The 3,617-nt window shown below is 30.1% G+C and carries 5 protein-coding genes; 2 read left to right on the top strand and 3 right to left on the bottom strand.

Annotated features, from left to right (window positions below):
- Nucleotides 1–15: 15 nt before the first annotated feature.
- Nucleotides 16–171 (top strand): DUF3231 family protein, encoded by a 156-nt coding sequence (locus tag LGK95_RS22960; RefSeq protein WP_226127019.1) that lies wholly within the window; start codon nucleotides 16–18, stop codon nucleotides 169–171.
- Between the two features lie 65 nt (nucleotides 172–236).
- On the opposite strand, the gene LGK95_RS21880 is transcribed toward LGK95_RS22960, so the two are convergent.
- Both LGK95_RS21880 and LGK95_RS21875 read right to left on the bottom strand, forming a co-directional pair.
- Nucleotides 237–398: a hypothetical protein gene (locus LGK95_RS21880; RefSeq protein WP_226127018.1), complete on the bottom strand. Its 162-nt coding sequence runs from the start codon at nucleotides 396–398 to the stop codon at nucleotides 237–239.
- A gap of 265 nt (nucleotides 399–663) precedes the next feature.
- Nucleotides 664–1,680: a LacI family DNA-binding transcriptional regulator gene (locus tag LGK95_RS21875; RefSeq protein WP_226127017.1), complete on the bottom strand. Its 1,017-nt coding sequence runs from the start codon at nucleotides 1,678–1,680 to the stop codon at nucleotides 664–666.
- A gap of 59 nt (nucleotides 1,681–1,739) precedes the next feature.
- Here LGK95_RS21875 and LGK95_RS21870 point away from each other — a divergent pair, with 59 nt between their 5' ends.
- Nucleotides 1,740–2,015 (top strand): hypothetical protein, encoded by a 276-nt coding sequence (locus tag LGK95_RS21870; protein WP_226127016.1) that lies wholly within the window; start codon nucleotides 1,740–1,742, stop codon nucleotides 2,013–2,015.
- Nucleotides 2,016–2,078: 63 nt separating this feature from the next.
- On the opposite strand, the gene LGK95_RS21865 is transcribed toward LGK95_RS21870, so the two are convergent.
- Complete coding sequence (locus tag LGK95_RS21865) at nucleotides 2,079–3,488, bottom strand: glycoside-pentoside-hexuronide (GPH):cation symporter (protein WP_226127015.1); 1,410 nt, start codon at nucleotides 3,486–3,488, stop codon at nucleotides 2,079–2,081.
- Nucleotides 3,489–3,617: the final 129 nt, after the last annotated feature.

Raw genomic sequence — 3,617 nt, 5'->3', positions numbered from 1 at the left:
GGTACATCCTTTAGTATGAGAGGTGATTTACCTCTTAAACTTGGACTTATTTCAAAGGATACATTTGAATATGCAAAAAAAGGATCAAAAATAATGATTGAACATAAATGGTTGGAGGAACCACCACAAATGGATGACCGAAATGAACCTACTAAGTCAAATGAAAATTAAATTATAAGAAAAGTGTAAGAAAAAATCATAGCATAATTGTTATGATTCACGACATTTATCTATTACTATTTCTTTTTTATTGGATATATTTTAATTATTACATTTGTAGGAATGATTTTATTGTAATCTTCATTTCCGCATTTCAAAAACTCTATACATGTATTATGATGAAAATAAGCATCACACTCAAAAACATCATCACCTATAATAACTTTATACTTTTTCATAATTAATCTCCTTATTTTTTTGATTTTAACTCTTCTACTGATTTATAATAATTACATATTAAATATAGCATTATTGCGATTGCAACGATGTTAATAAAGCAAATGTCGTAAAAGTCTGTTTTCACGACATTTGTTATATGCTATTATAGAGCCTATAGACTCATAGTTATTTTAACATATGCAATAAATTACTATTTAAGTGCATATATTGGTGTCTAAATGAGAATATGCACTCTTTTATAAATGACTTGTAGTAAAAATTTACTTAAATATTGCTACAACTATTTCTGATAATAAGTTGTGTTTTCAATTCAATTCTTCTAATCTTGTTATTATCACTTTCAATTATCTCCAAAAGCATTTTTGAAGCATTTTCTCCAAGTAAATACATATTTTGATCTACAGTTGTAAGTTTTGGTTCAACTATGCTTGAAATGCAAATATTATCAAATCCAATTATTGAAACATCCTTAGGTACATCAAAATTCATTATTTTACAAGCATTCATAACTCCCAGAGCCATTAAATCATTACAGGCAAATATAGCTATCGGTGCTTTTAGTTTTTCTAATTCTTTACTCATTATATTCATTGTCCCATCCACAGTATCGTAACTATTTCCTTCACCAATATTTATGATTTTCTTTTGAGCAGTTAATTTATTTTCTTCCATGAATTTATTGTAAACGGCCTCTTTTATATCATATGAATAACTTTCTTTGCCTCTTACAAATATTATATTTTCATGTCCAAGTTCTAAAAGATACTGCATAGCCTGTCTTGCACCACTTGATTCATCATTAAGTACAAAATTACAATTTATTTTATTATTGTACCCATTGATTGACACCAGCGGTATATCTTTGCCCACTGTTTCGTAAAAACCATTTTTCATATTTTCGGTTTTGGGATCGATAACTATAATGCCATCTACTTGCCTGCCCATAAGCGATTTTATATATTTTGTTTCTTCTGCATCATTATTATCTGTATCACAAAGATAAATTGAATAACCGTTTATTCTCAATTCATGTTCGATAGCTTTAATTACAGTTGGGAAAAAAAAATTATTTATGCTTGGAACTAAAATTCCTATTGTTTTTGTATTTTGACTTATTAATGATCTTGCCAATGTATTAGGACTAAAATTCAATTTTTTTACAACTGCTTCGACTCTAATTTTGGTTTCTTCTTTAACTGGATAATTTTTATTTATAACCCTAGATACCGTACTCATAGAAACATTAGCTTCCCTTGCCACATCCCTTATATTAACTTTCATTATATCCTCCCTATAAAATCAATGTATTTATATATTGCCTTGTAAATTGTGAGGAGAATATGGAACTCATTTTTCCAAAAGCAACAACTGGAATACTAAATGTTCACGATAGCATTAATCTAGGTAAAAAAAACACTATCCATCAATATCCAATAACAAAAAATATTAGTGGCCAAGATTATTATTTAAACAAAGTAGGAAAAAAATCTTATAACAATACTGAAAAATATTATGTAAATGGTCCAGTAACAGAAGGCCAATGCTCTATTTACTACCCGAAGCACAATATACTCTATTCAGTGAATTTTGATAAGGATAAGATGCCCTACCTATAATATTTAGTTTATATACATTTAAAATAGCGAAGCATTTGCAAAAGCAATGCTTCGCTTAATTTTTTATAATGATGCTTCTAATTCTTTTACTATTTCAGCGTGTTTCTTTTCTGTTAATTTAATTTTGAATAAGAAGATAACACCGGAGATAATCATTAATGCTGCTGGCAAATAGAAAGCATACATTTTAAATGTTACAATACCTTGAGATGTTATATCACGTGCTTGTGCATCTCCAACCATACCGCACGTTACTGATATGAAACCTACGATGCCATTAGATAAAGCACCTGCGAGTTTATCTAATAATGGACGAAGAGATAAAGTTACTGATTCATTACGAACTCCATTTTTCCATTGTCCATATTCAACTGAGTCACTGAGTGTCATCAACACTGATAGAAAAATTAATTGATATGGAAAATAGAAGAATACTAGACCTATAATAATAACTGCTATTGAACTTGGTGATGCTATGGAAAGTATCAAATATCCAATTACCATTGTTAAAATACCAATTATGTAAACGTATTTTCTTGAAATAAATTTAGTGACAATTGGGAAAAGTGGAACAGATATAATGCCACAAATTGCAGCTACAATGCCTACAATTGAAAAAGCTGCTATATTACCGATTACGTATTGGAAGTAAAGCATTAATACGGCTGTTGTAGCTACAAAACCAATAGCAAATATAAGATATGCTAGTGCCAACCACATTAATTGGTCGTTTTTAGTAATTGCAGCAAAGACCTCTTTAAGTGAAGTTTTTCCTTTTTGCTTACGTAAAACACTTTCTTGTTCTTTTGTGCCAAGAGCTACAATCCAACTTGTAACACCATAGATTAATGCAGCTATTAAACCAAAAGCGAACCATCCGCTAGATCCTTGACCAGAGTGACCAGTAACTTTTAAGGTAAAGAATGAAACTATAGGAATTACTGCCAATGTTGTTCCGTTTGCCCCTAATGATGAAGCGAAACGTCCGAATGTTGCTAATTTTCCACGTTCTCTCGAATCTTCACTAAGTGCAGGGATTATTGACCAAAATGCTATATCTTTAAATGAATAAGAACAGTCTAAAGTGATGAAAACAATGATAAATAGAATTGTAAATAAAGTTTGGTTACTTGTGGCTAGTCCAAAGAAGTTAGTAAATAGCATTGCTAAGCAAATTGCACTGATTGTTCCACCAATACAAAGCCATGGACGGAATTTTCCCCATTTAGTTTTAGTGTTGTCTATAACGCTACCAATAATTGGATCAAAGATAATTTCAACTAGTCTGATACCTACAACTAATGAGGTAACTAACCCTATCATTTTCATCTGAGTTGCCTTTGGAGCTCCTTCAAACATAGATTTTGTAACGAAAATCATGAAATATGTTGATAATGTACCGTAAAAAATATCATGGCCGAATGCACCTGCTGCAAATGCAAATCTTTGTTTCATTTGTTTTATTTGTTTCATTTTTATTCCCTCCTTGTATATTTGATAGTGTTAACACTATCTTTGTTTTATTTATTTGAATCCTTGCATTAGCAAGGGTTTAAGCTACTTTTATAATAAAAAAAACAATGACCCCCTCTATTTGTTATA

Origin of the sequence: Clostridium algoriphilum, assembly GCF_020443705.1 — a bacterium.
Taxonomy (GTDB): Bacteria; Bacillota; Clostridia; order Clostridiales; family Clostridiaceae; genus Clostridium_AD; species Clostridium_AD algoriphilum.
This window is presented reverse-complemented; position numbering and strand designations above follow the sequence as displayed.